Consider the following 26,956-nt stretch of genomic DNA (forward strand, 5'->3'; position numbering starts at 1 on the left):
GTTGTAGTAATCGTATTATCGTCCTTAGAAAGTACTACTTATATAGCAATCTACTTTAATAGTCCAGAAATGAGGGAAGTATCATTCTTGAGTTTTCATTAGATCTTTCGCTGGATCGAAAGCCATTATTTTATCAAATTTATGACTATTTCAAACAAGGCATACTGAAAGAGCAATTACCATACGGCACTTTTCTCCCCTCCATTAGAAGCTGCGCACAATCGCTTAATGTAAGCAAAAATACAGTCGAGAGCGCTTATCAACTTTTGGTTTCAGAAGGATACATCAGCAACATTCCCAAAAAGGGATATCAAATTGTTCATCTTGTTAAAAAATCCGGGAGCAGCTCCTTCCCGATTTGGAGTGGCGATTATACCGATGAAGTACGTATCGACTTTCGTTATGGCAATATTGAACTTTCTTCATTTCCACTGAATCAGTGGAATAAAGCACGCAACCAAATTATAGGGCACTATCAAAGAAATTATGAAGTAGAAGGTGACTCACAGGGAGAGAACGCGTTAAGGAAAGAATTATCAAGATTGCTTTTTGAAGCAAGGGGAGTCATTTCTGCACCCGAGCAAATCATAATAGGCGCTACTCCTCAACAGCTTGTATCACTGCTATGCCAGCTAATGGATACGAGGGATTATGTAATAGGAGTCGAGGATCCCGGGTACGACGGTGCCAGAAACACTTTTATCAATCTTGGCTTTCGTGTGCATGCGATTCCTTTGACGACTGACGGCATTTCCATAGATGAGCTAGAAAAGAGTCCTGCCAATGTGGTTTACGTGAGTCCTTCCCAGCAATTTCTCAATAAGTTGACGATGCCTCAGGACAAGAGACAACAGTTGGTGCAGTGGGTCTATTCCAAAAAATATATTTTTGAGGATGACTATGAATGGGAATATAAATATGAAAATGGGTTCGTGGCTTCTATTCAAAGTCTTGCCCCTGAGAAAGTTATTTATATTGGCAGAATTTCAAAAACGCTTTTACCAGTCACGAATATAAGCTATGCAGTACTTCCTTATGAAATGTTGTCTTTATTTCATTCAAGAGTAACCGAATATGATCAACCTGTGTCGAGACTCGATCAATTAACCTTTGCACAATATGTATCCAATGGTTATTGGTACAAGCATTTGCAGAAAGTGCGGAAACAATATGAAGAGAAGTCTACTGCTTTTTTCGAAGCCATGTCCCAGAATAGTCAGTATTTTGTGGAAGTTGAAGCCAAAGATACGGGTTTACATGCATTCGTTACAGTAAAGTCCAGTAAATCAGAATCCGAATTAATCAAGTTGGGCAAGATGAATGGCGTACAAGTGTATGGTACATCTAGGTATAGATACCATATGACAGGGAAGTACCCGACAGTTCTGCTTGGATACGGGTCATTAAGCTGTAAGGAGATACATCTTGGCATAAAGCTGTTAACCGAAGCATGGTTTGAGCCTGTTTAACGCTCTTTAACCCTCTTGTCCTAATGACTTTGTTCGTTCTGTCCCTTTAACTTTGATGAAGTTCTATTTACTATTGATTACATCAATGTAATTGGAGTGGATGATGAATGAACTTTATTTTTGATATGGATGGAACGATTTGTTTTAAAGGGCAGCCAATTTCCAAAAGGATTTTAGATTATTTGTTGGAGCTGCAACAATTAGGTCACTTTATCGGATTTGCTTCGGCGAGGCCTTATCGGGACATGCTGCCCATTTTGGATGACCGCTTTTATGATCATCTTTTGATCGGCGCCAATGGAGCTATGGCTTTCAACGAGGGAAAACCTCTTTATTATAATCCGATTCCATCTCAGCTAGCGAATCAAATTATTAAGCTCCTGGATGACTATCAGGCTGATTTTCTCGTTGATGATACATTGAACTACGCGATTAGAACAGAGAAACAGCATCCTCTTCTTATGAGTCTAGATCAAAATCAGGTGGCTAAACACGTGGAATTGGATCAAATTGAGTCTTTTATAAAAATTGTCGTTCTGTCGTGCAGTAGATTCGAGGAATTGTCGCAAAACATATCACAGCTCGATGTCACTATTCACTACCATTCCGCTGAAGGGATCCTAGATATTACAAATAGGAATGTTAATAAAATGACGGGATTGAAGCAAACGGGTCTGCAACTAGAATCTTTTGTATGCATGGGAAATGATATGAATGATCTTCCCTTGTTTCAAAAAGCCCAACATTCCGTATTAATTGGCACATACGAACCTCTACGGTTGATAGCTAATCATCAAATCTTGATGGATGACAACATAGAGCATAATATTATATCTAAGCTAGAGGAACTTCGACAGAGGAGAGATACATATGAATTCATTTGTGGAGAATAGACATGCTTCGTTGCGGGAGGCTGAAAGGAAAGCGGCTGAACTTTTCCAAGCGATCGAAGATAAGAATATATTAAGGAGCGGTACAACGGAAAAGCAGATTAATCGTGATATTTATGAGTTGGCGTTCCAAATGTTCGGAATTAAGAAATACTGGCATAAACGTATTGTCCGAGCGGGTAAAAACACGCTGCATCCGTATAAAGAAAACCCTCCCGATTTGACCGTCCTTGAGGATGATATTGTTTTTCTCGACTTTGGGCCGATTTTTGAAGATTGGGAGGCTGATTTCGGCCGGACATACGTGCTCGGACAAGATCCAAATAAGACCAAATTACGTCATGATATTGCGCAAGCTTGGGCAGAAGGAAAAACCTATTTTCAATCTAAACCTAATATGACAGGTAGTGAATTGTTCGCATTTGTTAGTGATCTTGCGCACAAATATGGTTGGGAATTCGGAGGACCACACGCAGGTCATCTCATAGGTGAATTCCCTCACGAAGAAATCCAGGGAGAAGAAGTTGAGAACTATATTCATCCCGACAATCATATTTCCATGAGAGAACCGGATAAAAACGGTCACCCGCGAGATTGGATTTTGGAAATCCATTTTGTTGATCGGGAATTGGAAATTGGCGGGTTTATCGAACAATTATTAACGGTTGATTAAACTAACATATAAAACTAACTGAGCGATGAAAGCACTGTCCGATTGTGTGGCAATATGTGAATAGCGATACACAGCATGCGCTCCCGAGAAGGCTGCCGATATCAAAGGGGTGACGGCTTTCGATAAGGGAACCTCAATCCGCTATTACAGCAAAAAGTGTCCATATCGCGAGCTTGAGGGAACTACAGGGCGTTATTCTGCTGTTTTCTGGGAAATTCAGCGGTTTTCGCGGAAATAAGGCCCTGTAGTTCCGCTACTTCCCTAATATCCCTGCTATTTGTCTAAATAGCATCCTACAGTTCCCTTTGGGCTACGTGATGACACGGAACCTAGTGTGAGAAGGAACTATGATCCGCTAATTGACGGGAACTGGAGTAAAAGCAGCATGAAAGGGAACTGAGGTATGCTATTTAAACGGAACCTGCTGGTTCCGACCGGGAAATGGTGAAATAGCGGAACATAGTTCCTTTTGGAGTGGAATTTGGCGGGATGCACCATTATAGCGGATCCTAGTTCCCTTTGAGCTAGGCATCTAAAGAGCATCAAGATGCTTATAGACTGGAAAATAGCTGCTTTGGCGATTTAATGAACGGAGTTAACGCTACCCGGCACTTTATTGGCCGAATAAAGGTGTTGTGTTCGTTTGAGGCTTGGTTGGTTTCTTCAAGGCTCATTGACTGGGTGACCTAGCCGCGGGCTAGGTTTTTCGTGCGCCTGTTCATTATGTAGCCCCAAAATCATTGGTTACATCGATTCTCGTTTATTTGGAGAAGCAATCTCCGGGGGAGGTTATCTAAACAGGAGGACTTACTTTGGATGCCGCGAATACCTAAATAAGCACAAACGAACATAGAAGGAGTGTATACGATGTCAATTCCTTTAAATGAAATTCAATTTTATAAAAACTTTGATGAACTTGCTAGGGACGTTCTAGACATGGCAAAAGAATTTATGCCGGACAGGTTAATTTACTTAACCACTTTTACAGAAACGCAGCAAATTATTCTAAAGCTTTCTGAAACTAACACGAGTATTTATATAAGCGAAGGCATGATTATAGAGCGCAATGACACTGTTTGTAACAGAATTGACTTTGAAAAAAGCATTCCCTTAATTTTTGAAGATATGAGTAGAGAAACTAACTTGGATAATCTGCGAAAAGCACTAATTGCAGCTAATATTAATTCCTATTTGGGGATACCTATTATTCTTTCTAATGGGAAGGAATTCGGAACATTGTGTGCTGTTCATACAGATGCAAGCGATTTCAATAAGAAAGGCATACAAATGCTCCAAAGAATAGCGAAGTTGTTCTCCCATTACTTAGAGCTAGAGCGTATTGCCTATAGAGATTCCTTAACAGGACTTTATAACCGGCAATTTCTTTATAAATATTTTGAGGAAATTCCTGCGACAACAGGTGGAACTTTATTTTTTCTTGATTTAGATGGTTTTAAAAAGATAAATGACATACTTGGACATGATGCAGGGGATTTGGTATTAAGGGAAGTGGCTTTAAGGCTTGAAAATTTGGTGCAGCAACAAAATGGTTTTGCCGTTAGGTTAGGAGGAGATGAATTTATTATTAATATTAGTGATCTATCTTCCAAAGAAGAAATTAGTCAACTAGCGCAAACTATACTTTCTCGTCTATCATCTTGGGACACTCAGCTAGAGGAGCTTCAACTGTCAGCTAGCATCGGGATTGTAACGTATTCTGCAAACGAGAACAACAACTTGAAAGTTCTACTTAAAAATGCGGACAATGCCTTATATCGAGCAAAGGCAAGCGGAAAGAACGCCTATCAATTTTTTTAGTCAAGCTATGTATCAAATAAGACGTGGAGGAACAACATGATCAACATGAATAATATCTATCTTATTACTGACATTCCTGGTTATCCGCCTCAAATTAGTCGGTTGCTGTCGATGATGAATTATGCAAGGCATACGACATTAGAATCTGTAAAAAATTTATCTGTGGCTCAATTGGATTTTTTGTTGGATTCTGAGAGCAATTCAATAGGTTCATTATTGCTGCATTTCGCTGCAGTAGAATATGCCTATCAAGTGGAAACATTTGAAAAAAGAGAATTAAATGAAGCTGAAATGTTGATCTGGGGAGCGGCTGTGGAGCTCGGTGAAGCAGGACGGGAAAAGATTAAAGGCAATGATCTGATTTATTATGTGGATAAATTAAATGAAGTTAGAAACCGAACGTTTGAACTATTTAAAACGGTGGATGATAGCTGGCTATACAGAGAAGAAGAGTTCTGGTATAAAAAACAAGCCAATCATTATTTTATGTGGTTTCACGTTTTTGAGGATGAAATCAATCATAGGGGTCAAATCAATTTGATAAAAAAGAGAGTGACATCAACCTAGAAATAGTAGGATCCACCCTGTAGATTACTCCCAAAACATTTTATATTAGAAAGTATAGGACTGGGAGCAAAGGGAGGTTATCCGAATGAATCAGTATACATTCCAGAAAAACGTGGCTGTCTATGAGAAAGCGGACATTTTGGTCGTAGGAGGCGGTCCGGCGGGTGTGGCTGCCGCTATTGCGGCGGCAAGGTGCGGAAAAAAAGTCGCGCTGCTCGAACAATCCGGACAATTAGGCGGAATGGGCACCTTGGGCAACGTCAGCGTATTTATGGGTGTTGGCAATGTGACGGGCATTTATCGTGAGATCATTTCCGAAGTGCTGCCGCAGCAGGCGGTTCCGGACGATCATAAAGGTTCGATCTGGCCGCAGTACAATCCGTTCCGTCTGCGGCATTATTTGAACGAGAAGCTGGAAAAGGAAGGCGTTCAGGTGTTGTTCCATGTCAGCTTCGCGGGAACTGTTACCGAAGGGGGACGGGTAAAAGCGGTTATCGCGAATTCGCGCGAAGGTCTGTTGGCGTTCGAAGCGGATGTGTTCATCGACTGTACGGGCGATGGGCGTGTTGCCATCGAAGCGGGCGCTGACTATACCACGGGACGTGACGTCGACGGGTTGACTCAACCAATGACGCTAATGTTCATGATGCAAAATACCGGTCAGCCGGCCGTGCGGCAACTGCCGGAGGGCTGTTATCGTTACGAGAACATAGCCGAATTGCCGCAAGGAAGACTGCTCCATTGGGAGCAAAACGAACCAGGCAATCTGCTCGTCAATATGACCCGAGTGAAGGGGAACGGGGCCAACGTCAAGGACGTCAGCTATGCGGAAAAAGAAGCGGTGCGGCAAGCTTTCTCCGTCGCTGACTTTTTGCAGCGAAACGGATTCGAGAATTATGTGATTTCGCATCTTCCAGGTCAAGTTGGCGTCAGGGAGACGAATCAGATTGTCGGTCATTATACGCTGACCGAGGATGATATTCTCTCCAGCCGGAGATTTGACGATGTCGTGGCGCAAACCAACTACGAAATTGATATTCACAATCCAGACGGCAAGGCGGGCACTGACGAGAGAGAAGTGAAAGGATACGATATTCCGTACCGCTGCCTGATTCCGCAGGGGGTAGAGGGTTTGCTCGTAGCGGGGCGCTCCATATCGGCCACGCATGTGGCTATGTCGTCGATGCGGGTTCAGGCGACGTGCTTTGCGCTCGGCCAAGCAGCAGGTGTCGCAGCCTCGATCGCGGTGAATCAAGGAATTCCGCTGGAGCGTGTCAGCGCGGATGAGCTGCATGAAGCGCTGGGACTTCAGAATGTGTTGTTTTTGAAGAACACGCACAAGTGAATCAATCATTGAATCGTCCGTAAAAGCACAAACGGGTTCGCGCGTCGGAGCAGCAGCGATACCCGTTTGTGCATTTTTGTGCATGTTGTTGTCATATCGTTCCTACATGTTCAGATAAGGGGGCAGGGATTATGTTTAAGTTGGTCATTATCGACGATGAGCCGGCCGTTCGGGGCGGGCTCAGCAAATTCGTGGAGTGGAGTGACTTTGGAATTGTTTTGGTTGGCACAGCGGATGACGGAGATACGGGGCTGGAACTGATTGAACGGGTGAAGCCCGACATCGTGCTGACGGATGTAATGATGCCGGTGATGGACGGAATCCGTATGTCGAGAGACGTTCGGGAGCGATTCCCCGAGATAAAGATCGTATTCATCAGCGGCCATAATGACGCGAACTATTTGCGTTCGGCATTGCAGATTCATGCTGCCGACTATATTTTCAAACCGGTCAAACGGACAGAGCTTCAGAAGGTCATTGAAGGCGTCGTGCAGGATCTGTATGCGGAAGAAAAAGAGCGGCAGCTGCTCAAGGACATGCAAGTCAAGTTGATTCAGAGCATGCCGCTGCTTCGCGAGAAATTTCTGATGTCGTTGATTCAGGATAGCGTCGCAAAAGTTGAGGGGCTGCAGGAAAGAGCAGCGTTTCTCAATCTGGAACTGCCGCTCGAAACGTCTTATCTCGTACTCGTAATAACCGTTGACGATTCAGAGGAAGTATACGGCGTCCGTTCGGAGAAGGACAAGCAGTTGTTATCTTACTCGCTCTTGAACATTATTCAAGAACTGATCGATCAGTTCCTTCCCGGGTATGCATTCGAGAACAGAGTCGCTGAATACGTTGCACTTCTGGTACTTGGCGATCGGCTGCAAGACCCGGAGGCTTCGCTGCTCTCGCTGGCAAAGGCAATCCGAGACAATTTGCAGCGCTGGCTGAAGATCAGCGTTACGATCGGCGTCGGCGAGCGCGCTGAGAATATCGCTTTCCTGCCGGCGTCCTATCGGCATGCCCGCGAAGCGGCGGACCAGAAGTGGTATATGGGCAAAAACCAGGTGATCACGATGGACAGTCTGGAAATCGGCGCAGCCAGCCCGATCCGGTTCGATGCCAGCCAGAGTGAGCGACTGGTGTCGGTACTGAAATCGGGAGAGAAGCACCGATTGGAGTTGGAAATGGAAAGCATCCTCGAGCCGCTGGCGCAAATTCGCAAGGACGGCTTCAAGTACGGCCGGCAGGTAGGGCTGCAAATGATCGCTCTCGCCGGCAGGTTGCTGCTTGACCTTAACCTGCTTACCCGCGAAAAGGAAGAGCAGGAAGCTTGGACGCTGGACCAACTCTTGAAGCTGGAAACGATGGCGGAGCTGAAAAGTTTCGTAAGCGATTATCTATATGGCATTTGCTGCTGGATTCAGGAAAAGCGGAGCGGACGATCGAGTAATGTGATCGATCACATTCAGAAGTTTATATCCGAGAATTACGCCAAGAACCTGGCAATCGCGGACATTGCGGCTAGCGTTTACCTGAGCCAAACCTATGTCAGCTTACTGTTCAAGCAGGAGACCGGCGAGACGATTTACGAATATTTGATGAAGGTCCGTATCGCGAAAGCGAAGGAACTGCTGCGGGATCCCCGCATCAAGTTCTACGAAGTATGCGAGCTGGTCGGCTATACGGATCCGAGCTATTTCAGCAAGCTGTTCAAAAAGATGACCGGATTTACGCCAAGCGCTTACCGGGATCAGCAATAGGAAATGAACGGCTTCCATGCCAAAGGAGTTGATCCAGTGAGAGAGGTCTTGCGAAAAAGAAGGAGCCTTGCCTCCAATTTGTGGGAGGGCGTTGTGGCGGCCAGGAGGTGGATGCTCGTCTACGGACTGCTGATTTTCCTGCCTGCGTGCATCATGCTATTCGTCTATTATGATCAATCCTCACGGATTTTGCAGGAGGAGGTGACCCAGACCATGCAGCAGACGCTGAAACAGGCAGGTATTAATTTGAACTCGCGACTTAACTATGTGCAAAATTCATCCAATTCTTTATTCATGAATCACAAGCTGTATGAGAATTTGGATCCCGCTAATCCGATCATCGAGCGCATCACCCAGTCGAAAGAGCTGCGCAATTTGCTTGAATCCGTTCAAACGGCGCCCGACATTGTCAGGGCACGTGTTTTTACCGATCAGGGGAATCTATACGGCTTCGATTTATTAAATCTTTTTCCGCTAGACAACTTGAAAGAATACCCTTGGCATGAAGAGATTATGAAAGCGGGCGGCAGCATCGTTTGGACGGGAATCTACGAAGAAAACTATCTGGACTCGGGCCCGGCACGGATTCTTTCCTGTGCCCGCCTGCTGAGACACCCGCGAAATTTCGATCAGACACTTGGCGTGCTTATGCTGGATGTTCCCGAGAAGCTGGTCGCCGACATCATATCCGAACTTGATTTTCCGGCTCAGAGCCGTGTCTTTATGGTGGATCGCAGCGGGACTATTATTTACAGTGCGGAGCAATCCATGATCGGCACTAAGGCTCTGCTCACGAGCGGGTCCGGTGAAGGAATCCTTGAACGGTCTGAAGGCGGCATGGACTTGTTCGAGGTGAGTGCCCCCATCAAAACTGCGGATTGGCGGCTCGTGCTGGAGGTGCCCAAATCTGGCCTGACGCACCGCGCGACCACGTTAAGTCAGTGGTCCGGCATCGCGACGATCGTCGGTATGACGATCATGTTTCTGATTCTCGTGTTCATGTTAATGGCTTTCATTATTAACGGAATGAATCGCCGGATCCGATCGGTCTTCAAGACGATCCGCACGGAAGGCGTCGAAGGGCTGGAAGAGCGGGGCAGCGACTTCTATTTGCTTGAGCGGGTTGTCGATCATTTGGTGCATCGGGTGAAGGATTTGATGGAGGAAGCTTACCGTTCGAAAATGCTGGAGCGGGAGGCTGAACTTCGCGCGCTGCAGGCGCAGATCAATCCGCACTTTCTCTACAATACGCTGGATACGATCAATTGGCTGGCGATCTCCCGCGAAGCCGACGATATCAGTCATCTGATCGAGAGTCTGTCCGACTACTTCCGGCTCAGTTTGAATAAAGGAAAGGATCGTGTTTGCATAGCGGATGAACTGGAGCTCGCGAGAGTCTATTTGGAGATCCAGCAGAACCGGTTCCCTTCGACATTCGAGTTCGTGATTGAAGCGGATCCGGAGGCGAGCCGGTGCGTTATTCCGAAGCTGACGCTGCAACCAATTGTCGAGAATGCTCTGCTGCACGGCATCCGCAAGAACAAGAGCAAAATCGGGACCATCAGCATTCGTGCGAAGCGGTATGGCGACGAGCTTGAGATTATGGTCAAAGATGATGGTATCGGCATGGAGGAGCAGATAGCCTCCAGCCTCTTGTCCACATCGCGCCCTTTGCTGAACGCCGAAGGTGGCAGCTCGTACGGGCTTTACAATGTGAACGAGCGAATCAAGCTGCTGGCCGGTTACGAATATGGACTTACGGTCCGTTCCCGATTAGGCGAAGGCACTTGCGTGATCATTCGTCTCAAGGCGATGCAAGAGGAACAAATTAAGTAGGATAGGACTAGAAAGTGTCGGATTGCCCTCTACATGACGTACCCTCCTGCAGGTACAATGAAGCCATAAGTGCAGGAGGTGCAACCACAATATGAGCGAGCTCATCACACAATGGAATGGAAAGGCAGGGGAGGTCAAGGTTTCGCGCAAGCGTGAAGGCAGGTGGCGACAGGTATGGCGGAACATCGATACCTACATGCTGCTGTTGCCTGGCCTGCTATTACTGGTGCTGTTCAAATACACACCGATGTACGGAGTCTTGATCGCGTTTCAGGAATACAACATTTTCGATGGGATCGCAGGAAGCAAATGGGTCGGACTTGAGCAGTTCCACAAGCTCATGCAATCTGCAGAATTCATGCAAGTGTTCACGAATACATTGCTCATCAGTGTATACAAGATCGTGTTGCTGTTCCCGATACCCATCCTTATCGCCCTGCTGCTGAACGAGATTCGGTTCCCAGCGTTCAAGCGGACGATCCAGACGATTATCTACATGCCTCACTTCTTGTCCTGGGTCATCATCTCTGGCTTGTTCATGACGATCTTGTCTCCTTCCGACGGACTTGTCAATTCCGTAATTCTACGGCTCGGTGGCGAATCAATCCGATTTTTTATGGATAACCACGTATTCCGAAGCGTCATCGTGTTCACGGCAGGCTGGAAGGAAATCGGCTGGAACGCAATCATCTTCATCGCCGCTCTCGCCAGTGTCGAGCAGGAGCAATACGAGGCGGCTTCGATCGATGGAGCGAACAGGCTGCGGCAGATGTGGCATATCTCTCTTCCCGGCATTATGCCGACGGTCATCCTGATGCTCATTCTCCGCCTGGGTATGGTGCTGGACGCGGGCACAGAACAGATACTGACGATGTATAACCCAACCGTCTACGCATCCGGCGATGTCATCGGTACCTTCGTCTACCGAATGGGTCTCGGCAAGATGGATTACAGTTTCAGCACCGCGGTCGGCCTTTTCAATTCGATCGTCGGTTTCATTCTCGTCGTCTCCGGCAACTGGCTCAGCAAGAAATTGCTGAACCGCGGGATCTGGTAAGGAGGCCTGACATGCATATTCGTAAAAGAACGTTCAGCGACTGGGTAGTAGACATCTTCGTCTACGGCTTCATGATTGCGTTAGGGCTGATTACCTTACTGCCCATGATTCACGTGTTCTCCAAATCTGTCAGTTCCGATTGGGCGCTTGTATCGGGACGGGTGAACCTGCTGCCGGTCGGCTTCCAGCTGGATACGCTGGTCAACGTCGCCACTTCTCACGCATTCGGCCGGGCTTTCGTCATTTCGGCCATCGTGACAGTAGCGGGGACACTTCTGAGCATCTTGGTAACGGCAATCACCGCTTATCCGTTGTCTAAGCGGCATTTGCCCGGCATTTCTGGAATCATGATATTATTCGTCTTCACGATGTTGTTTAACGGTGGACTTATTCCGAATTACTTGTTGATCCGTGAGCTGCATCTGCTAAACAATCTATGGTCTCTTATCTTGCCGGCGATGATCAGTGTTTTCAATATGCTGGTGATTAAAAGCTACTACGAAGGGCTTCCCGAAGCGTTAGAAGAATCGGCGCGGATCGACGGTGCGAAAACATATATGATTCTATTCCGCATCATCCTTCCGCTCAGTATGCCTGTACTCGCTGCGATCGCTTTGTTCTATGCGGTCGGCTTCTGGAACGACTACTTCAGTCCAATGCTCTACATCAGCGATCCGTCGCTTAAAACGCTTCAACTGCATCTGCGCGATATCGTGATGGAGAACGATACGGCGAACGCGCTCAACAAGTCGGCCGACGATCTGATGAATATGTCACCGGAAAGTATCCGAGCCGCTACGGTAGTGGCATCTACCCTACCCATTCTTCTCGTATATCCATTCCTTCAGAAGTATTTTATTAAGGGTGTATTGATCGGTTCCGTCAAAGGCTAATTGCTGCATTAACGCCGGCGGAATCCATACCGCTGCTTAATGATAAATTGCACTTCATATATAGGAGGGTTTAAAAGATGATGAAAACCATGAAATGGGTCGCGCTCCCTGTAGCGGTCAGCTTGATGCTTCTTTCTGCTTGCGGCTCGAATAACGAAGGTGAGAAAAGCTCTTCGGCGCCGTCCGCCCAGCCAGCGAATGCTGGTCCCAAGCCTGAATTGAAAGCGCTTATGCGCTTGGGCCCCAATTTCAGTAAAGATCCGATCGCCGCTATGCTGGAGGAGAAGACCGGGTACAAAGTAAATTACGAAGCGCTTCCGGTAGATAAGCCGGAGGACAAACTCAATCTTCTGATCGCTTCCTCCGAGCCATACGACGTCGTCTCAACGGGTGGCGATAGCAGTTCCAAAGCGATTTATGCCGATTATGCCAAAAAAGGCGCGCTGGTCGATCTGACTCCGCTTATTGAGAAATACGGCAAAAACATCAAAGCGTCATTGTCCAAAGAGACGCTGGAAATGGCCAAAGTCGACGGTAAAATCTATGCGATTCCGACGCGTACCCTCGAATCCGTCGGCACGAGCCTGATGATCCGCAAAGATTGGTTGGATAAGCTGGGTCTGAAAGTACCAACGAGCCCTGACGAGTTGCTAGCTGTCCTCAAGGCATTTAAGGAGAAGGATCCTGGCGGTAACGGAGCCAAGAACATACCGATGTCCATCAAAGGCGACGTTCCGATGGTCGACAACATCGTCGGCGCCTTCGGCATGGTCAACGATTGGAACGATGTGAACGGCAAGCTGATACCCCGCGCTATGAATCCAGCGTTTAAGGAATATCTGATTTACATGTCAGATCTTTACAAACAAGGGCTGCTTGATCAAGAGTTTGCAATCAACAAGGACGCAACGGTGAAGGAGAAGTTTACGAACGGCAAGGCGGGCGTGATCGTGTTGCATTGGGCCGACATTCCGCAGATCGATGATGCACTGAAGAAAAACTTCCCGCAAGCCACGTATGCTTACATTCCCGCGTTGACAGGCCAAAACGGTCAGGCAGGTCTGGCACAGTCATCCGGATTCGACAGGCTGACCTTTATACCGAAAGCTTCCAAACATCCGGAAGATGCGATCAAATGGATCGACGCCAAGCTCGAACCGGATACGTTCAAAAACATGGCGATCGGCGTAGAGGGCACGCACCATTCGGTCAAGGACGGAAATTATTACCCAATTTTGCCGATCTTCAATGACGAGCGCGGCTCGGCAAGCAACTATTTGTCTGGTATCGACGAAAACAAATACCCAATCTATTGGCAGGCGCGCGTCCGCAAAGATGATCGGCTTTACAAGGGCTGGGAATATCTGAACAAGCTGCAGAAGCCGGATGTGTTCAAGCAGAATCCGCTTGGATTAGCGCCATATTTCCCGAATTACTCCAAGGAAAATGCGCAGCTAAGCCAAATGGTCAACGATTATGCGGTCAAAATCATCGTCGGTGGCGAGCAGCTTACAGGATTTGACGCATTCACGGAAAAATTCAAAAAAGCCGGAGGCCAATCGAGCTACGACGAAATCAACACATGGTACGCGACTGCTCGTAAATAACGCAGTGCGGCAGTCTGCCGATGGCGCCTAGCCAGCGCAGGCTGCCGCATCAGCTGTGCCTAATAAGAAAATATGAGTAAGTAAAGGGGGGATGGATGCTGTAAGTCGAGCAAGATGATATCCATTATGGGAGGGAATAGGGATGATTGCTTTGGATTTTTCGAAAAGGTGGAAATTGCACGGTTTCATGATGCTTTTTTTTATGATCGGTATGCTTCTATTTACCGCTTCTTCCGTCAATGCCGCTCAGCAAGAGCCTTACAATTGGCAAAATGTGCGCATTGGCGGCGGTGGATTTGTAACCGGGATTGCCATTCATCCGACTGAGCCGGATCTCGTCTATATTCGTACCGACGTCGGTGGAGCCTTACGCTGGGACAATGTGAATCACAAGTGGATTCAATTATTGAATGCCACGCCCAGAGAAAAATACAATTTGTACGGCGTTGACTCTATCGCCCTTGATTCTTCGAATCCGGATGTGGTTTACATCGCAGCGGGCAAGTACAATTATGTAGGCGCTCCTGCGGATATTCTGAAATCAACGGACCGGGGAACCACTTGGTCGTCAACAGGATTCGCTCCGAGGCATTTTGGCAACGGGTCAGGACGAGATTTGGGGGAGCGGCTTGCGGTAGACCCGAACAACAGTCAAATCATTTATATGGGAACTCGTTATGACGGGCTGTGGAGAAGCACATCCGGTGCCAGCTCAGGCTCGTGGGAGCAGGTTACTAATTTCCCGACCCTCGGTGCCGATCCGACCGGACTCAATTTTGTTTTATTTGATAAGAGTACGGGTTCTGCGGGCATTGCGACTCAAACCATCTATGTCGGGGTCAAAGGTACCGGCATTTACCAGAGTGTCAATGGCGGGACATCATGGTCGCTGATGACCGGAAGTCCGCTTACACCTCGTCGGGCTGTTCTGGCGGGCGGCGGCACCCTGTATGTCACCTATGAATCCGGCGTTGCGAGATTTGCAAACGGGGTATGGACGGACATTACACCTCCGTCGACGGGGAGATACAACGGTATTACCGTAGATCCTACAAACCCGAATATCATCATGACGGCCATTGAGGACGGATCAGTTACACCGGCGCCGATCTACCGTTCGGTCAATGGAGGAACGGACTGGACAAAGGTTGCCTTCGTCAAACATCAGGACGTTCCGTGGTGGACGAGTAATTGGTTTTCTGCGAATACCTCGACATTGACGATCGATCCCCATTATCCAAATCGTGTCTGGTTAACCGACTTCTACGGCACATGGCGTACAGATGATATAACGGCAAGTCCGTCCCACTGGTATACGTACGAAGAGGGCCACGAAGAAGTGGTGACGTTCACTTTGCGCAGTACGCCAATTGGTGCACCGCTGCTGAGCGGGCACGCCGATGTCGACGGCTTGCGTCATACTTCGCTTTCTACGTATCCAAGCAGTAAGCTCGGCAATCCGACGCTGGGTGATACAGTGTCCATCGACTTTCAAGAGAGCAATCCAAACTTTATCGCCCGGGTAGGTTCCACGCGTTATGCAAGCACAGGCGCTGGCGGAGGTTACAGCACCAACAACGGGGCATCCTGGACGGCGTTTCCCAATCCGCCGGGTGCGGCGGGCCGCATCGCCGTATCCGCCGGAAGCGAGACGATGGTTTGGGTTCCGCAGCACGGAAGTCCGCTCTATTCAACCAATAGGGGACTAACATGGAACACGGGCACAGGCGCACCCTCCGGAACCGTACACGATTTCTGGGTCTGGTACCAGCCGCTAGCGTCAGACCGCGTCAATAACAATACGTTTTATCTGTTAGAACGAGGTACGTGGAAACTATTCCGCAGTACGGACGGTGGCGCCAATTGGACACTAGCGTCTACAATGCCGCAAGCACCGACTAAAATTCCCGCGTACTTCAGCATCAAGGCAGCGCCAAGTAAGGCGGGCGAAGTGTGGGTCAGTCTGGATGGGGGAGGTCTCTGGCGTTCCAGCAACGCCGGCGATTCATGGACGCAGCTTCCGAATGTGCAGCAGGCGACATTGTTTGCATTTGGTAAAAATAAGCTGGGATTCCCGGATCCCACAGTCTTCGTATATGGCAAGGTTGATAATACCGTGGGCATTTTCCGCTCCGATGATTTCGGCACCACCTGGGTGAAGATTGACGTAGCCGAACCGACGATTGGCAATGAAGCCAACACGATGGAAGGCGACCGTCAGACGTGGGGACGTGTCTATATTGGAACGAACGGAACCGGTGTTTTCTACGGTGATACCTTGATGAGTGAAGGCACCGATACAGAGCCGCCGACAGCGCCAACGAACCTGACAGTTCCATCGAAGACATCCACAACCGTTAACCTGTCGTGGACGGTTTCAACCGATAACACCGGTGTAGCAGGGTACAACATATACAGCGGAGGCGTATATATCGGTGCCACGACAACGCTTTCGAGCACAACGTATACGGTTGGCGGCTTAACCCCTAGCACCGCCTATTCGTTTACGGTGAAAGCCAAAGATGGCGCAGGCAATCTCTCGGCTTCGAGCAATGTTCTGAGTGTGACGACAGCGCCTCCGCCGGCCACACCGACGAATCTGACCATGACATCAGCGACACTCACGAGCCTCAGCCTGAGTTGGAATCCGCCATCGAATCTCGCTGGTGTAGTCGCATACAACATTTATGTAGGGTCCAAACAGGTGGCTGCTACCTCGGGCACGACGTATACACTCACAGGACTTCTGCCTAACCAAACGTACTCGGTTACCGTTCGTTCCGCAGACGGTGCAGGCAGCACATCAACAGCTAGCAATCTATTAGCTGCAACAACGGCGACAGGTCCCGGTACACTCGCATTCAGTGACGATTTTCAGGACGGGGTAGCAGATGGATGGACGCCTGCGAACGGTACGTGGTCTGTCGTAACATCAGGCGGATCCAAGGTTTACAAGCAATCTTCCTGGCTGTCGACGAATGCGTTCAGTACCGTCGATACCAGCACATATACCAACTACAGCGTGGAAACGAACATCAAACTTACTCAAAATGATATTGACTTGGCCGCCGGTATTACAGCCCGCTATATCGATCCGAACAATTTTTACTATTTCCGAATTAAAGCTGGCAAACTGCAGATTGGCAAGTCGGTGAACGGGGCTGTCACGATTCTAACTGCGAAAAATTATACGATGACGACGAATGAAGTGTATTTGTTCACTGCGGTTCTAAACAACAGCACACTCGATTTCTATGTGAATGGGTTTAAGGAATTATCCGTTAACGATACGAGTCTTACCTCAGGAAAAACCGGCCTATATGCCTTCAAAACGAGTGTTGAGTTTGACAATGTGAAAGTCGTTCGTGATCGCGATTTCACGCCGCCGACGGCTCCTGGGAATTTGCGCCTAGTGTCCAAAAACGAGACCACAGCAGATTTGTCTTGGGATGCGTCCTTGGACAATATCGGTGTAACCCAATATGAGGTGTTTCAAGGTTCAACTTTAGTAGGAACGGTAGCGTCCAACACGTATTCTGCGACCAACCTTACGGCGAATACGAATTACATGTTCAGTGTGAAGGCAAGGGATGCTGCAGGCAATGTGTCGGGAGCGAGCGCTTCGCTTAGCGTCATGACAGACCCGTATCTGTTTCAAGCGAAGAAAACGATAAGTGCCGTTAGCGTTAATGGAGTGCTGGACGAACAAGTATGGTCCTCATTCAAGCCATTGAAGAAAACGATTATTGGCACTCCGAACAATACGGCGGAATTCAGCTCACTCTGGGACAATACTTATCTGTATGTGGGCGTCAAAGTCATCGATGGCAATCTGTACAATACTTCTGTGCAACCCTATAATGATGACTCCATTGAAATTTATATCGACAGCAACAACAATAAGGGCACGACGTATGACAGTTATGACCAGCAGTATGTCAAGAGCTGGAACGACAGCACGCTATGGCAGCAGAGAGTGATGTCAAACGGTGTGCTGCATGCATGGGCACCGATTCCAGGCGGATACAGCGTGGAACTGGCGATTCCGTGGAACACGCTTGGCCTTACGCCGACCGCCGGTATGACCATCGGCTTCGACGTGGCGAACAATGATACGGACGACGGCAACGGCCGGCAAAGCCAGCTGATGTGGGCCGGAACGAACAACAACTGGACGAACACGTCCGCCTTCGGCAGCCTACAGCTTTCCTCCGTCTCTATTGGAGATACGCAGCCTCCGACATCCCCGGCGAGTTTGACATCACCTTCGCACACTGACCGGACGGCGGCATTGTCCTGGACGGCTGCAACAGACAACGTTGGTGTTACTGGATACGAAATTTATAACGGCGGAAATCTGGTTGCAACGGTTAGTTCCACGACCTATACGGTCACCGGGTTAACGCCAGGAACCAGCTACATCTTTACTGTAAAAGCGAAAGATGCGGAAAACAACGTATCAGCAGCGAGCAATCCAGTCAGTGTTACGATGGATGCGTCTTACACGCTGATCCCTGTTACCAAAACGAGTGCCTCCATCCAAATCAATGGCTCGCTGGACGAAGCGGCATGGGCTATAACGAAGCAAGCGAACAAAAATGTGATCGGAACCTCTAACAATTTGGTGCAATTTGGGGTATTATGGGATAATAGTTATTTATATGTCGGAATCAATGTCATCGACGGGAATCTATACCACAACTCACAGGAGCCCTATTCCGACGATTCCGTCGAGATTTATATTGACGGAAATCATAACCAGGGCGCGACATATGACAGCTTTGACCGGCAGTTTATCAAAGGTTGGAACGATAACTCCCTATACGAGGCTCGAAGCCTCATGAATGGGGTGCAGCATGCATGGGCCTCAACGACGAATGGATATAGTGTGGAGATGGCGATTCCGTGGAGTTCACTTGGCCTTACGCCATACGCCGGAATGATAATCGGCTTCGATGTGGCGAACAATGACGAGGATGATGGAAACGGTCGACAAAGCCAGACGGTATGGGCCGGCGAGGCTACGAACTGGACGAATACATCCGCATTCGGGGAATTAAAGCTAGCACCCTAAGATAGGGTGGCTGGGAGCCTTGTCAATACCAGAACGAGTGTCACAGGAAGCCCCGTGCTCTAACAGAGAAACGTTCATGCGGGGAGAGGAATAGTTGCAGTTTTCACATCATTTTGAAATCAACTGGTTTACATCGTAACCCTGAGCAACAATGAGAGAAGGTGGCTGAAAGTATGGAAATCATTCGTCGCGTTTCAACAACTCAAAAAGCTATTGCTTTTACATTCGATGATGGACCTAATCCGATCTATACTCCGCAATTGTTAGATATTTTCGATGAGGTTTCCGGTCACGCTACGTTTTTCATGATGGGTAAACAAATCGAACTTTATCCTGAGACCGCTATGGATGTCCATGTCAGGAAACATGAAATTGGAAACCATACTTACTCTCATCCTTTTATGACTCGAATTAGTTTGGACGAATGTGAGCGCGAGCTTGTCGAGACGGACAAATTAATTACACAGGTAACAGGCGGTCGACCTGCTGTTATGCGTCCTCCATATATTGACTATAACTTGGAAGTTCACGCGATTACTGCCAAACTGGAGTATCTTGTCATCGGAGCTCTCAACGGAGAAGCCAAAGATTGGGAGATGCCTGGCGTAGAGCATATTGTTGAGTCAACCCGAAAGCAGGTTGGATGCGGGAGCATCCTTCTCTTTCATGACGGCTTTGGGGACCGTTCCCAAACCATCGAAGCCGTTCGAATTTTGTCCAAGGAATTAACGGAAGATGGTTATCAGCTTGTAACGGTTAGTGAGCTCTTGCGTATGTCGGAAGCATAATCGAAAAATAGTGATCGAGGATCTCGAAAAGAACCTAGCCAACGGCTAGGTTCTTTTCGTGTATGTGGAACGCAAATAAAGTATATATAGTTGCATGAAAGATAGAGGAGTTACCACTGAGGCCTCGCGTGGGGAGAAAGGGAACTACAGTTCGCTATTTCGGCCCAAAGTGTCATTTTAGCGAGGTTGAGGGAACTGGAGTACGCTATTTTGCTGTTTTCTGGGAAATTCAGCGCTTTTCGTGGAAATAAGACCCTGTAGTTCCGCTATGACCCTCGCTTCCCTGCTTTTTGCCTAGATAGCGTACTGGAGTTCCCCTTAGTAAGATTTGTCGCTATAAATAGGATCCCTTTATGGAGCGGCAAGCTCAAAGTCTTGAGTTCTGAACCCCCAAGCCCCCAAGCCCTCCTTCACACCATACAGGTTTTGAGATCATGATTGAACTTTAGAGCACAAATCCCGTCTATAAAAGTAACATCCAATATATGTAAAGGAGAAGCAATGAAGAGACTCGTGAGAGTAGTATTTGTATTGATTTTTGTTTGTTTATCATTTTTGCCTGCTTGTGAAAGTCAGACGGTCCCGATTAGCAAGGAGAAGAATACTTCTAGCCAAACACATGTTGTTGTAATTGGTTCAGAAATAGAAGGAATGTACTTGGCGAGGGCTGCGGTGGATGAAGGGCTGTCGGTCGTTGTTTTGGATCCGCGGGAGAAGCCGGGAGGGCAGCTTATTCAAGGTCAAATGCAGTTTTTGGATGAACCCGTGGATGACCACAACAATTCGCTGCTTCAAGGAAGTGTGAAGACTCTTTTTATCCGTTATAAAAAGGGTGAGATACGTAAGGCGAATGAATTCGAGCAGTACTATAATTCACTTATTAAAGGGATCCCAATCGAATCTGGTGTCACAATTATTCGTGTGGATAAGGATGCAGGCCATGAAACGGCAACGCAAACCATTAAATCACTGACTTACCGCTCGGCAGACGGTTCAGAAAAAACCATCAGCGCTAACTATTGGGTAGAGAATACTGACTTCGCTGCTTTAACAAGAGATCTAGGATTAGAGCGTCTTCCTGGGATCGAAACCGTATTCGGCGGATCCAAAGACTACATGGCTGCTTCGATTATGATGAAATTTCGCAATGTGGATTGGAAGAAGTTCCAAACGGGAATCAATGATTTATCCAGAAAAGAAGTTGAAGATAGGTATGGTTCCACGACGACTGTTACTGATAAATTTACATGGGGCTTCGGTAAGGTCGGAGGGGAATTCGCGCCAAGCAGTAAGGAAGCATTTCTACGTGGGTTAAATGCGATCAATCAACGGGATGGAGAGGTGCTGATCAACGCTCTTTTACTATTTAATGTTGATCCTTCCAACAAGGAAAGTATCCAGAGCGCAATAAATCTGGGGAAATCGGAAACGGTGCGAATCCTACCTCATCTTCGCCAACAACTTCCCGGTTGGGAAAAGGCTGAAATCAATGACTACCCGGACTATTTATACATTCGTGATTACAACCGCTACCAAACGGAATATGTCCTGCAAGCATCAGACCTCATGAGCGGCAGGATGTTCTGGGATAACGTCAGTATTGGCGGATACCCCATAGATCTGCAGGGAACAGCAACCCATACGTGGGGCCAGCATAGCGGAGATCCTGACAAGTACGGGATGCCCTTACGCTCTTTTATTCCTAAAGGATATGCAAACGTCATTCTAGCAGGTAAAAATGTGGGTGCTTCAGCCGTCGCTTACGGCAGTGCCCGCATCCAAGCCAACACTGCATTAGCTGCAGAAGTTATTGGTCTCATTCTTGGAAAGCTAAAAGGAGAACCAGGCTTAACTAAGCTAACAGAACAAGAAATGAACGATATCCATACTTATTTAAAGGACAAATATAGGATAGCGCTGAGTGGTACAGATGCGAAAAATAAGATAGAAAATCTATCAGGTGATCAAATAAAGCAGCTCGACATTGGGAAACTCACACTTCCATAGCCCCCCCTTACGAACTCAATACGCTTTATTTGGTCAAAATCGTTCGTTTTGAAAATCTAACGAATTCTCGAGGCGTTAAGTCATACAAATGATCACCATTCCACCTATAAATGACTCGATAACGTTAATACAGTTCATTGGATTGCCAAAGTGGCCATTTTCTCGTGAATAAGCATCCTGCAGTTCATTAGAATGACAGACCAACAAAAACACCGAAATTAACGGTAGCTTTTCCATGTCGTGCAATATTGAAAGAAAGAGGCTGCCCTAAAGTCATTAAATTGACTTTGGGGACAGCCTCTTTGAGTCAATTGAAGTTATGTGCGGCGCATATAGGCAATAACGGTAATAGGAGCGAAAATTGCTACGATCACAATAGCTCCGATGAGCGAAATCACAAGATCCCATCCGGCAGTTCCGGTGTTGGCGAGCTCTCGGACAGCAGTCACAAGGTGCGAGATCGGATTGATTTTAACGAACCATTGGAGCCAATTGGGCATGGTGTCGACGGGCACGAACGCGTTGGAAAGAAACGTTAGCGGGAAGAGAACAAGCATCGAGATTCCCTGCACGCTGGAGGCCGTCCGGGCAATTACGCCGAAGAAGGCGAAAATCCAACTGATTGCCCAAGAGCAGAAGATGACAAGTGCCGCGGCAATGGCAACGGAACCTAGGCCTCCCTCAGGCCGATAGCCCATGATGAAGCCCATGCTGAATGTGAGCACAGTTGCGATCGTATAGCGGATGGTATCTGCTAATAAAGCGCCTGCCAGTGGTGCAATTCGCGCGATAGGTAGAGATTTGAAACGGTCAAATACCCCTTTATCCATGTCTTCACGCAACTGAACCCCGGTGACAATAGAGGTCGTGATCACGGTCTGTACGAGGATGCCTGGAATAATGACTGGCAAATAGCTCATTACGTCACCAGAGATCGCTCCGCCAAAGATATAAGTAAACATCAAGGTGAAGATGATGGGTTGGAGGGTGACGTCGAACAATTGTTCAGGTGTACGGCGAAGCTTTAGAAGACCCCGATAAGCCATCGTGAGCGAGTGGCGGACTGTTTGGCCGAAGCTCGTGTGATTTTTCAGCTGCCGCTCGGCTCCTGGTTTAATGAAAGTGCTGCTCATGCTCGTGCCTCCTCTAATTTCATTGCACCATCAGGCGAGGCTGTTTCATCTTTAATTCCTTGGCCTGTTATGGTTAGAAATACTTCGTCTAAAGTCGGTTTCTGAACACTCATCTCCGCCAAATGAATACCAGCTTCGCGTAGCGAAATTAAGAGGTCGGTAACGCGATCTGCATCCGTCATAGGAGCTGTAATCATTCCGGCTGTTACCACAGCTTTTGCCCGCAAGACGAGTTCAACCGTTTGACTGGCTTTCTCGATGTCCTGAGGATTCTGGACTCTTAGATGCAAGGAGGACGTACCAACGGAAGCTTTCAGCTCGTCGACAGTCCCTTCAGCGACAACACGTCCACGATCGATAACGGCGACGCGGTCTGCCAATTGATCGGCTTCTTCGAGATATTGAGTTGTTAGTAAAATGGTGGACCCTGTCTTCACCAAGCGACGAATCGTTTCCCACATCTGTGAACGCGTGCGCGGATCAAGTCCTGTCGTCGGTTCATCCAGGAAAATGAGGGGAGGCTGGGCGATGAGGCTCGCCGCGAGATCTAGTCTGCGGCGCATCCCGCCGGAGAAGTTTTTCAGCGGCCGCTTCGCTGCCTCCGATAAGCCGAATTCTTCAAGCAAATCCGCCGTCTTACGCCGTGCTTCCGCGCGTCCAAGCCCAAGCAACCGTGAGAAGATCATCAGATTCTCAGATGCGCTGAGCGATTCGTCGACCGATGCGTATTGACCTGTTACCCCAATCAGTTGGCGAACAATCTGTGACTCTTTTACTACATCGTGCCCAAAGATTCGCGCTGACCCAGCATCTGGTCGAAGTAAAGTCGCCAACATATTAATGGTGGTGGTTTTACCAGCACCGTTCGGACCCAGCACGCCGTAAATTGAACCCGTAGGTACGTTGAGATGGACGCCATCTACCGCACGATTTTCGCCAAATGTTTTGACGAGTCCGTTTGCTTCTACGGCCCAATTAGAATTGCTTTCTTTTCTGTACACATGTTCCACGGCAAATCCCTCCTTGATTCATTCATATGTGAGCATTGTAACTTGCATTTATAAACTGAATATAAACGTTGATCTGGAATTGAGCACTTGCAATACAATACATGCTACCAAGGTAAACCAGCTGTTTGGGGGAACGCTGCTGCATAATTCTTACAAAGCATGATAGATATTCGGGAAATTGGGGCATTTCTAGTCAGAGTGCTCTGAAACGTAGCCTAATATAGATAAAAAGGCGAACGATTTGCTTGATTAATTCGGGAATCCTATGTATTATTAAGATAGATTTAAAGAGTAGAAGTCAATAATCGTTCTTGAAGGTGATTTCATTGTCCCTATCAGATTCTAATGAATATAAGAAGAAGCTGTGTCACCTGTATAACGAGATTTCTAAAGAGTTGTTTGGCTTTGGAACCACCTTGCTCAAGGTATCGATCGACCAGAACATCATTACTTTTCATGCCAAACATCGTCGTTCACCCCGTTCCACGGCACTTGAAGGCGAGGCGCCAACATTGAAGCATGAAGTGGATTTCTATATGTCTTCGATCTATAAGAAGAAAATCCGTGAGAAGTTGGAACAAGAGATGGGTTTATCCATGGACGCGGTATTAAGAGATTATGATCCGCCAACACAATGGGCCATTACGAACATCATTCTTAAACAAATTGAATAGTTCAGACCACGGTGTTTCACTTTTGATCTATCTTAAGTGGAAACCATATGTATATCAGATGATGTCTCTTTACATTGTTTACAATGAAAAGTGCTCTTGATTAGAAGGTTAACTTCTATCAAGGGCACTTTTCTGTTTATTAGCGCTTATGCGCATAGATGTAAGGCCTGGGGTAGCATACTAGTAAAAAATGACAAGGGGTTCACGCTTCAAAACATAGATATACAAACTTGGGAGGTTATTAATGATGAAAAAAAGAATGCTTCAAAGCCTTATTTCGCTGTCCGTGGTGGGACTGGCTCTAACCGGATGCGGCTCAGCACCGTCCAAAGATCAGGGGACTGCAAGCGCAAGCCCAGCTTCAACTGCACCCGCGGCAACAGCCAAAGGAGCGCCTACCGAATTAGTTATTTCTACGTGGGGTTTCTCGGATGATTTCTTCAAGAAGGAAGTTTATGCGCCGTTTGAGAAAGAACACAACGTCAAAATCGTTCTGGAGATCGGCAACAACTCGGAGCGTCTGAACAAAGTGAAACAAGGCAGCAGTTCCAAAGTGGATCTCATCTATTTATCCGATTACTATGCGCAGCAAGGTATTGAAGCTGGTCTTTTTGACAAGATTGATCGCACGCGTATTCCGAACTTGAAAGACGTCTACGATGTAGCCAAAGCTCCGCTTGGCGAAGATTATGGCCCTGCCTACACGATCGGCCGATTAGGGATCGCCTACAATCCGAAAGCGACAACAAAAGAAATCAAGTCATGGAGCGATCTATGGAGTCCTGAGCTTGCCAAGAAGCTGACGCTGCCGAACATCACTTCAACTACAGGTCCAATGATTCTAGACGCGGCTTCGGTCGTGGCCGGGAACACAACGTTCAATGCGGATCAAGCTTTCGCCAAAGTGAAAGAACTGAATAAAGGCGTGGTCAAATATTACGGTCAAACATCCGAGTTCGTGAACATGTTCGCGCAAGGAGAGATTGCTGCTGGGCCAATTATGGAGATGTATGTAAAGGATTTGAAAACGGCAGTGCCGGAAACCAAGTTTGTTTCCCCGACTGAAGGGGCCTACGCGGTTATGAATACGGTCAACGTGATCAAAGGAAGTAAAAATAAGCAGTTGGCCGAAGATTTCATCAACTGGCATCTGAGCAAAGAAGTACAAGAAAAATCAGCGAAAGCCAAAGTGGATTCCCCGGTGAATTCGACACTTCAACTCTCGGCTGATGAGGCTCAAGGCATTACTTATGGAGCGGACGTAGTAAGCAAGCTTCGTAAATTAGATATGAAATTTGTGAACCAAAACCTTAAAGGGTGGATTGACCGCTGGAATAAAGAAGTTACTCAATAGTTGAAGATGGAGCAAGGGTATATGTTTGTTGATATACCCTTGTCTGTATGAAATGGGAGGGGGTTTATCATGACAAAGAAGGTCATCCTTGATGTGGATACAGGCGTAGACGATGCGCTGGGCATATTGCTGGCCGTTGGCAGCGGGGAAATGGAAGTGCTTGGCATCACAACGGTGAACGGCAATGTGTCACTTGACCAAGCTACCCTGAATACCTGCAAAGTTCTGCAGCTGCTGGGCATGGAACAGCAGATTCCGGTTATGAAAGGGGCGAATAAGCCTCTACTGCGCACGACTTATTTTGAGCATCGCGTTCACGGCAAGGACGGACTTGGCGGAGCTTTAAGCGATATGCAGGTTCATATGCAAGTGGCTGAGGGACATGCGGTCGATTTTATCATCGAGCAAGTGAAACAGCATGCAGGCGAGGTCACGCTTATTATGACCGCTCCGCTGACGAATCTGGCCCTAGCTGTTATGAAATACCCGGACTTGATTCATCAGGTTCGCGAAGTAGTTGTGATGGGCGGCGTTGTCCAAGGCTTCGGCAATGTGACGCCGACGGCGGAGTATAACATGTACGTCGATCCGGAAGCAGCAAAGATCGTGCTGCATGCGGGCTTCCCGTCTTTAACGCTCGTAGGCTTGGATGTAACCCGCAAGGCGCTGCTGACGGAAGAACATATCCGCTCGCTCGGAGATACGCCGATTGGCCGCTACGTCAGGGAAAGCACAGCCGATTACATGCAGCGCTATCACGAGCGCAACGGTGTGCGGGCTTGCGCCCTTCACGACCCGCTCGCGGTCGGGGTGGCGCTGAATAAAGAGCTGGTTACTACCTGCCATTATTACGTAGATGTGGAGACCCGAAGTGAGCTATGCGACGGGCAAACCGTTTGTGATTTCCAGAATCGTTTGGCCAAGCCGGCTAATGTCCATGTGTGTATGGAAGTGTCTGCCGACGCCTTTCTCGACCAATTTATCCGCGCACTGCGCGCCTAGCGAACCCAGGA

At 47.7% G+C, this 26,956-nt stretch carries 19 protein-coding genes; 17 read left to right on the forward strand and 2 right to left on the reverse strand.

All coding sequences use genetic code 11. The features are described from left to right. Positions 1–110: 110 nt before the first annotated feature. From pdxR to LOZ80_RS06545, 14 genes are all read left to right on the forward strand, one after another. Positions 111–1,469 carry a MocR-like pyridoxine biosynthesis transcription factor PdxR gene (pdxR, locus tag LOZ80_RS06480; protein ID WP_443147051.1) on the forward strand — a complete coding sequence of 453 codons (1,359 nt, stop codon included), beginning with the start codon at positions 111–113 and terminating at the stop codon, positions 1,467–1,469. A gap of 107 nt (positions 1,470–1,576) precedes the next feature. Then, positions 1,577–2,362, forward strand: a complete 786-nt coding sequence (locus LOZ80_RS06485; protein ID WP_238170655.1) for an HAD-IIB family hydrolase — start codon at positions 1,577–1,579, stop codon at positions 2,360–2,362. Next, positions 2,340–3,032 carry a M24 family metallopeptidase gene (locus LOZ80_RS06490; protein WP_238170656.1) on the forward strand — a complete coding sequence of 231 codons (693 nt, stop codon included), beginning with the start codon at positions 2,340–2,342 and terminating at the stop codon, positions 3,030–3,032. The genes LOZ80_RS06485 and LOZ80_RS06490 overlap by 23 nt, the downstream gene beginning before the upstream one ends. 867 nt (positions 3,033–3,899) lie before the next feature. Beyond that, positions 3,900–4,850, forward strand: coding sequence for a sensor domain-containing protein (locus tag LOZ80_RS06495; protein ID WP_238170657.1), 951 nt, complete (start codon positions 3,900–3,902; stop codon positions 4,848–4,850). A 36-nt stretch (positions 4,851–4,886) separates the two neighbouring features. Beyond that, entirely contained in the window at positions 4,887–5,417 is a 531-nt protein-coding gene (locus LOZ80_RS06500) for a DinB family protein (protein ID WP_443147014.1), read from the forward strand. Between the two features lie 85 nt (positions 5,418–5,502). After that, positions 5,503–6,762, forward strand: a complete 1,260-nt coding sequence (locus LOZ80_RS06505) for an FAD-dependent oxidoreductase (protein ID WP_238170658.1) — start codon at positions 5,503–5,505, stop codon at positions 6,760–6,762. Positions 6,763–6,893: 131 nt separating this feature from the next. Then, positions 6,894–8,510 carry a response regulator gene (locus LOZ80_RS06510; RefSeq protein WP_238170659.1) on the forward strand — a complete coding sequence of 539 codons (1,617 nt, stop codon included), beginning with the start codon at positions 6,894–6,896 and terminating at the stop codon, positions 8,508–8,510. Positions 8,511–8,603: 93 nt separating this feature from the next. Further along, on the forward strand, positions 8,604–10,346 hold the full coding sequence (locus LOZ80_RS06515) for a sensor histidine kinase (RefSeq protein ID WP_238170660.1): 1,743 nt from the start codon (positions 8,604–8,606) through the stop codon (positions 10,344–10,346). Between the two features lie 196 nt (positions 10,347–10,542). Then, positions 10,543–11,403, forward strand: a complete 861-nt coding sequence (locus LOZ80_RS06520; RefSeq protein WP_238170661.1) for an ABC transporter permease — start codon at positions 10,543–10,545, stop codon at positions 11,401–11,403. A gap of 11 nt (positions 11,404–11,414) precedes the next feature. Further along, on the forward strand, positions 11,415–12,296 hold the full coding sequence (locus LOZ80_RS06525; protein ID WP_238170662.1) for a carbohydrate ABC transporter permease: 882 nt from the start codon (positions 11,415–11,417) through the stop codon (positions 12,294–12,296). Positions 12,297–12,373: 77 nt separating this feature from the next. Beyond that, positions 12,374–13,903, forward strand: a complete 1,530-nt coding sequence (locus tag LOZ80_RS06530) for an extracellular solute-binding protein (protein ID WP_238170663.1) — start codon at positions 12,374–12,376, stop codon at positions 13,901–13,903. 142 nt (positions 13,904–14,045) lie between these two features. Then, the gene (locus tag LOZ80_RS06535; protein WP_238170664.1) at positions 14,046–18,977 is read left to right on the forward strand and encodes a sugar-binding protein; all 4,932 of its coding nucleotides are present in this window, start codon (positions 14,046–14,048) and stop codon (positions 18,975–18,977) included. A 173-nt stretch (positions 18,978–19,150) separates the two neighbouring features. Next, the gene (locus tag LOZ80_RS06540) at positions 19,151–19,765 is read left to right on the forward strand and encodes a polysaccharide deacetylase family protein (protein WP_238170665.1); all 615 of its coding nucleotides are present in this window, start codon (positions 19,151–19,153) and stop codon (positions 19,763–19,765) included. Between the two features lie 501 nt (positions 19,766–20,266). Further along, on the forward strand, positions 20,267–21,772 hold the full coding sequence (locus LOZ80_RS06545; RefSeq protein ID WP_238170666.1) for an FAD-dependent oxidoreductase: 1,506 nt from the start codon (positions 20,267–20,269) through the stop codon (positions 21,770–21,772). Positions 21,773–22,089: 317 nt separating this feature from the next. Here LOZ80_RS06545 and LOZ80_RS06550 read toward each other — a convergent pair whose 3' ends face one another. Both LOZ80_RS06550 and LOZ80_RS06555 read right to left on the reverse strand, forming a co-directional pair. After that, complete coding sequence (locus LOZ80_RS06550) at positions 22,090–22,905, reverse strand: ABC transporter permease (RefSeq protein ID WP_238170667.1); 816 nt, start codon at positions 22,903–22,905, stop codon at positions 22,090–22,092. Further along, entirely contained in the window at positions 22,902–23,915 is a 1,014-nt protein-coding gene (locus LOZ80_RS06555) for an ATP-binding cassette domain-containing protein (RefSeq protein WP_238170668.1), read from the reverse strand. The genes LOZ80_RS06550 and LOZ80_RS06555 overlap by 4 nt, the downstream gene beginning before the upstream one ends. Before the next feature lie 326 nt (positions 23,916–24,241). Between LOZ80_RS06555 and LOZ80_RS06560 the strand changes: the two genes are divergently transcribed. The 3 genes from LOZ80_RS06560 to LOZ80_RS06570 all read left to right on the forward strand — a co-directional run bounded on the left by LOZ80_RS06560 (position 24,242) and on the right by LOZ80_RS06570 (position 26,945). Further along, positions 24,242–24,589: a DUF2294 domain-containing protein gene (locus LOZ80_RS06560; RefSeq protein ID WP_238170669.1), complete on the forward strand. Its 348-nt coding sequence runs from the start codon at positions 24,242–24,244 to the stop codon at positions 24,587–24,589. 244 nt (positions 24,590–24,833) lie between these two features. After that, on the forward strand, positions 24,834–25,943 hold the full coding sequence (locus tag LOZ80_RS06565) for an ABC transporter substrate-binding protein (RefSeq protein WP_238170670.1): 1,110 nt from the start codon (positions 24,834–24,836) through the stop codon (positions 25,941–25,943). Positions 25,944–26,012: 69 nt separating this feature from the next. Beyond that, positions 26,013–26,945: a nucleoside hydrolase gene (locus LOZ80_RS06570; protein ID WP_238170671.1), complete on the forward strand. Its 933-nt coding sequence runs from the start codon at positions 26,013–26,015 to the stop codon at positions 26,943–26,945. Positions 26,946–26,956 lie beyond the last annotated feature (11 nt).

This window comes from Paenibacillus sp. HWE-109, assembly GCF_022163125.1.
Taxonomy (GTDB): domain Bacteria; phylum Bacillota; class Bacilli; order Paenibacillales; family NBRC-103111; genus Paenibacillus_E.

Excerpts from the sequence above, each read along its gene's own strand:
- LOZ80_RS06485 (WP_238170655.1), top strand. The coding sequence starts at position 1,577 with ATGAACTTTATTTTTGATATGGATGGAACGATTTGTTTTAAAGGGCAG.
- LOZ80_RS06490 (WP_238170656.1), top strand. The coding sequence starts at position 2,340 with ATGAATTCATTTGTGGAGAATAGACATGCTTCGTTGCGGGAGGCTGAA.
- LOZ80_RS06495 (WP_238170657.1), top strand. The coding sequence starts at position 3,900 with ATGTCAATTCCTTTAAATGAAATTCAATTTTATAAAAACTTTGATGAA.
- LOZ80_RS06500 (WP_443147014.1), top strand. The coding sequence starts at position 4,887 with ATGATCAACATGAATAATATCTATCTTATTACTGACATTCCTGGTTAT.
- LOZ80_RS06505 (WP_238170658.1), top strand. The coding sequence starts at position 5,503 with ATGAATCAGTATACATTCCAGAAAAACGTGGCTGTCTATGAGAAAGCG.
- LOZ80_RS06510 (WP_238170659.1), top strand. The coding sequence starts at position 6,894 with ATGTTTAAGTTGGTCATTATCGACGATGAGCCGGCCGTTCGGGGCGGG.
- LOZ80_RS06520 (WP_238170661.1), top strand. The coding sequence starts at position 10,543 with ATGCTGCTGTTGCCTGGCCTGCTATTACTGGTGCTGTTCAAATACACA.
- LOZ80_RS06525 (WP_238170662.1), top strand. The coding sequence starts at position 11,415 with ATGCATATTCGTAAAAGAACGTTCAGCGACTGGGTAGTAGACATCTTC.
- LOZ80_RS06530 (WP_238170663.1), top strand. The coding sequence starts at position 12,374 with ATGATGAAAACCATGAAATGGGTCGCGCTCCCTGTAGCGGTCAGCTTG.
- LOZ80_RS06535 (WP_238170664.1), top strand. The coding sequence starts at position 14,046 with ATGATTGCTTTGGATTTTTCGAAAAGGTGGAAATTGCACGGTTTCATG.
- LOZ80_RS06540 (WP_238170665.1), top strand. The coding sequence starts at position 19,151 with ATGGAAATCATTCGTCGCGTTTCAACAACTCAAAAAGCTATTGCTTTT.
- LOZ80_RS06545 (WP_238170666.1), top strand. The coding sequence starts at position 20,267 with ATGAAGAGACTCGTGAGAGTAGTATTTGTATTGATTTTTGTTTGTTTA.
- LOZ80_RS06550 (WP_238170667.1), bottom strand. The coding sequence starts at position 22,905 with ATGAGCAGCACTTTCATTAAACCAGGAGCCGAGCGGCAGCTGAAAAAT.
- LOZ80_RS06565 (WP_238170670.1), top strand. The coding sequence starts at position 24,834 with ATGATGAAAAAAAGAATGCTTCAAAGCCTTATTTCGCTGTCCGTGGTG.
- LOZ80_RS06570 (WP_238170671.1), top strand. The coding sequence starts at position 26,013 with ATGACAAAGAAGGTCATCCTTGATGTGGATACAGGCGTAGACGATGCG.